General features: G+C 59.3%; 3 protein-coding genes and 1 pseudogene. 1 reads left to right on the top strand and 3 read right to left on the bottom strand.

What is annotated here, in order from left to right; all coding sequences use genetic code 11:
- A pseudogene (locus DI606_RS19555) lies at positions 1-361 on the top strand (arsenical resistance protein ArsH); the annotation flags it as partial.
- A 111-nt stretch (positions 362-472) separates the two neighbouring features.
- Here DI606_RS19555 and DI606_RS19550 read toward each other — a convergent pair.
- The 3 genes from DI606_RS19550 to DI606_RS19540 form a co-directional block, all read right to left on the bottom strand.
- Positions 473-1387, bottom strand: a complete 915-nt coding sequence (locus DI606_RS19550; RefSeq protein WP_293985620.1) for a hypothetical protein — start codon at positions 1385-1387, stop codon at positions 473-475.
- A gap of 200 nt (positions 1388-1587) precedes the next feature.
- On the bottom strand, positions 1588-2511 hold the full coding sequence (locus DI606_RS19545; protein ID WP_066861510.1) for a TniB family NTP-binding protein: 924 nt from the start codon (positions 2509-2511) through the stop codon (positions 1588-1590).
- Entirely contained in the window at positions 2508-4166 is a 1659-nt protein-coding gene (locus DI606_RS19540; protein WP_066861513.1) for a Mu transposase C-terminal domain-containing protein, read from the bottom strand. Before DI606_RS19540 ends, DI606_RS19545 begins: the two co-directional genes overlap by 4 nt.
- Positions 4167-4419: the final 253 nt, after the last annotated feature.

Genomic DNA, 4419 nt, shown 5'->3' with positions numbered 1-4419 from the left:
AATGAAGGGAATGCGCCCAACGCAGGGGCGCACGCTTGCGGTCATGCAGGTATCTGGCGGCTCGCAGTCGTTCAACGCCGTGAACACGCTTCGCCTGCTGGGCCGCTGGATGCGAATGTTCACCATTCCCAACCAGTCATCCGTGGCGATGGCCTACAAGGAGTTTGACGAAGCAGGCCGCATGAAGCCGTCGAGCTATTATGACCGCATCGTCGATGTGATGGAGGAGCTGGTGCGCTTCACTGTCCTGATGCGTCCGCACGCCGGTCAGCTCGTTGATCGCTACTCAGAACGCAAGCAGCTTGGGGTGCCGGTTGATCCGGCAACTGATCATTCCGCGATCGCGATCTCGGGTCGTTAGCGGAAGCTGCCAAGATAGGTAGGGGACGAGCCCAGAGTGAAAACGACCCAATCGCTCGCCCTTGCCTTCAGGACCGACCGCCGGAGTTCGCGGCGGGGTTGCCAAGGTTGTTCAGCGGCGCAGCGACCAGATCGCCGCCAGTTTGGAAACTTTGCGCTTTTGATCCAACGCTCGGCGAGCGCCGTTCAGCCGGCTGATGAAGCTTGGCGACCATCGATCAGCTGCCGAGATGTGTATTTCGATGGCGGCTCGCTCGACGGTTGAAACGAATTCCTCGATCGATGGCCGACTTTCTGGCCCGTAGAGGGTGCGTCCGGTCGTCGGATCGGGATCCAGAATTGCACAGATTGCCCCTAGAAGGCTCCGGCGTTTTCGAATGCTGCCGGTTGCGAGAGGATGAAGTCCGTCGCTTTCGTAGAAGTCCTGCGGAAGGTAGCCCGGGGTAATGGCAGGGCAGCTGAAGGCGTTCAGCGGGATGTTGGTTCGCGTGTACCCCCAGTAATTTCGACAGAGAATTCCGGCAATGTCATCCACCTCATTCAGGAGCTGCGCGCCGGAGGTGAAGTTGAAACGAAACTGATCTGGTGTTCGACCGGACAGTGCTGCCAGGATTTCGGCTTCGAGAGCAATCACCCGGTCCCAGGCGTCTAGCATAGATGATGGGGCATCGAGGGCGGCGCGCATAGACCGCTCGAGCGGTCGCCAGCACTCACCACAAACGAGGCGCACGCAGTTCGTTGCGGTGCGGATGACTGTCCAGTTGTAGGCGCCACAGATGTTGCACCGCTCTTCTAACGGCCATCGATGTTTGTGGCAGAAGGTTTGCGGCGCGAGGGCCCAGCATTGTCTGAAGTATGCTGGCCTTGCATTGGCCAGGTCTTCAGCCAGACAACGGTTGCACCAGGCAACGCGCACGCAGGGGATAACCGAAGAGGTTGCTAGGCCGATTCCCGTTGGGGGATAGAGCCAGGCGACGAATTCTTTCCGCATCGCCTTGTATCGACGACGAAGGGCGTTTCCGGCCAACTGCCTAGTCTCAACTTTGAACGCTGCCGATGCCCATGCAAGCCATGCAACCGAAGGACAGTAATCCGGGTTGTGTTGACGCCAGGATCGACGAAATAGACGGGGCCCGTCAGACGATCTGACGATAGTTGGTCGCCCCTTCGTTCTGCGTTCACTCCAGGAACTGAGGAGCTCGTCTGGAAAAGGGAGCGGGTGCGCTATCATGGCCGTCGGCACCGGGCGGCTCTCCTGCCTCCGGCAGTGACCTGCATGGAAACCAGGGGAAGTAGCAATTGCTCATCGTCGAAACTGTCGGCATCGATCATCTCGCGGCCGCTACGGATAGCTGCGATGGCAACCGCTTCCATCAATCGAAAAATTCGGCCCGTGACCCCATCGGTAAGCGCAAGGACTCGTCGACGCACCTGGTCATCGTCGAGGTGGGAAGGACGCCTCAGGGGAAGCAATCCAGCGAAGCTGGCCAACAACTGGCGCAATGCATGATCGTTGCGCCAGGCGATCAATTCCAGGGCGCCAAACCGATCTGCAAGGTTCGGGTCAGTGAGCACGGCGATCCGTGCGTCTTCCGTGCCCGCGCAGACAATGGGAATTCTAAGATCGTTGGTGAGGAAGCGGATGGTGTTGAGAAAGATGCGTTGCTGCCTCGGCGTCCCGGCGAGCATCTTGTCGACCTCGTCCAGCACGAGAATGCGGGCGCCGAATTCCGCGAGGGTGCGTCTCGCCAGAGCGCGCAGTGTGCGAAGTGATAGATGGCCGAACTCGGCGTAGTTCATGGCCAGCATGAGCTCGGTATAAAACTCCTCCTCGGTTGGCTCTGGCGGCATCTGAACTGAAACGACCGGCATGACGGTGATGCCAGCCCGTTCGTCGAACGCGGGGGCATGAAGTTCCGAGAAGCGGCTGAGGATTTCGCTTTTGCCCATGCCGGTTGATCCGAACAGGAGCAGGCATGGCATGCGTCCGCGCTTGGGATAGGCCAGAAGATCTTCGAGCTGGCTCAACGCCGCCTCTGATTGCGGAAGGCCCATCCAACGGTCACGGCGTAGCCAATCGATCCTGGTTTCGTCGGGATAGTCCGCCTGGTCGCGATAGGCCGGAAACAGATGTTGGTTGAGAACAGTCATCCGCGTTCCTCGATGTCGAACGGCACAACCCTTTCGGTGTCAGCAGGCGGATCGGGCGGTTTTGGTAGGCGGGGTTCGGTTGGCGCAATGACCGGTGCTCCCGCGCTCAAGGCATAAACGGTTCGCTGCGCGGCTTTGCGAGCCGTCTTGGTCCGAGCGATGGCGTCGCGAACGATGGTCCGTTGCTCTTTGACCATCTCGAAAATTTGATGCTCATCAAGCGCCAGTCGGCCGCGCTCCCGTAGAGCCTTCACAGCCGCATCATGCTCGAATTTCGTGATTGCCGGACGCCGCCGGTCCCGAAGAGGAACGGTCAGATGTTCGCCGTCTGACAGCTCCAGATAAACCGCCGAGAGATTGAGCGGGTTATATTTTACAGGCCGCTTTCGATCAGTGCTCACCGCGAGCGCGGCCAATGTTCCATGCCAGTAGAAGGCGTGAAACAGCTCAATCCCTTCGCGCCGGACTTTGCGCATCTCGAAAGGCAGAAAATTCAGAAGGAAGGCTGCGTCATTGATCGGGTACCGTAGCGGCGTCGGCCGTTTCGCCAGCGCGTCATGCCAAGCGGTCAGGGGCGGAACTCCCAATTCGCCATGGATCGTCCCGTGGTAGACTGCGATCTGGAGCGTGAGCCATCTCTCGAACTCCGGGAGGGTAAGGCAAGCCTTCCCCTCAGCGTTATAGTCGCCCTTCGCCTTTACGTTGGAGAAGGTGGTGCCGGGAAGGAGGTGTATCTCACCGACGGTCGTACCGATCAGCCGCTCGATATGGCCCCCGTAGTGGGGCGTCCGCACCGGTCGATATATCAGCTCGATGCCGTGTTGGCGGCAGCCCCGGTTGAGCGCCAGAGAGTGGAATTCCTTGGCATTATCGAGATGAAGGGCGTCGGGAATCCCCGCGACAGGATACTCGACACGGTCAAGATCCCTTTCCTGCAACCATGCGGTCTTTGGGAGAACAGCGTGGCGGATTGCCATACCAACAGACGTTGCTGATGGGTGCTCCAAAGAGACATAGAACCCGGGGATGGTGCGAGTGGCCACGTCGATCTGGAGCGTGAGGATCGGCCGGCCAAGCGGCCTGCGGAAATGCTCATCGACGATGATGACGTCAGCAGGAGTGTGGTCCATCTGGACGACATGGAGCGGATACTCAGCGTCGAATGAGCGGGTGACAGGGCGGAAGCGATCCGCAGCGGCCTTTGCTCCGTCGCGCGCCGCGATGCTTCGTTTAGCATCGACCTCACGCGCCCGAGCGACAATCGTGTTACGTGAAGGCGCTTCGATGCCTTCCGATTGGCAGGCGTGTCTGACGCTTCGGACCAACTGTGCGAGCGACGGTTTAGGCCGTGCCAGATAGAAGCCGTCAATCTCCGCGCTTATTATGCCATCCAGTCTCGGGGATAGGCGGTGCTGACCTTTTGGAAAGCCCCTGCCTTGGTCAAGAAGGGAGCTCGCCACTGGTTTGGAGCGATATCGGCCGACCAGTTCGAAGATACGGCTGCGGTTAAGTCCGAGTTCCGCCGCTGCACATTCCACCGCAGCGCGGGTCAGTTTGGGCCGTTCGGTGAGGGGCCGAATGACCGCTTCGCGTTCACAAGCCTCCTGCCAGGCGGCAGGTGGGATCATTGTCAGAAGTGTGCCCAAATCGGCCATGACCTATCCCCGACTGCTTCAGGGACTCGCCTTGCGTGGTCCAGTGTTATTGTAGCAAAATCGCGAAGTACACGCGAGACAGGCTTGGATTTTGCTGACAGATGGCGTTTGAAAACCCTGCGTTTCCCAGTCCTGTGTTTTGTTGATACCGACATGCATCCCGGCGGAGGGCAGGGCATTTGGACACTGAAAAGACGATATTCTGGTCATGGCAGAGCGATTTTGATGGGCGCGTGACGCGTGAGGCTATCTA

Source organism: Sphingobium sp. (assembly GCF_003248505.1).
Taxonomy (GTDB): Bacteria; Pseudomonadota; Alphaproteobacteria; order Sphingomonadales; family Sphingomonadaceae; genus Sphingobium.
This window is presented reverse-complemented; position numbering and strand designations above follow the sequence as displayed.

Excerpts from the sequence above, each read along its gene's own strand:
- DI606_RS19540 (WP_066861513.1), bottom strand. The coding sequence starts at position 4,166 with ATGGCCGATTTGGGCACACTTCTGACAATGATCCCACCTGCCGCCTGG.
- DI606_RS19545 (WP_066861510.1), bottom strand. The coding sequence starts at position 2,511 with ATGACTGTTCTCAACCAACATCTGTTTCCGGCCTATCGCGACCAGGCG.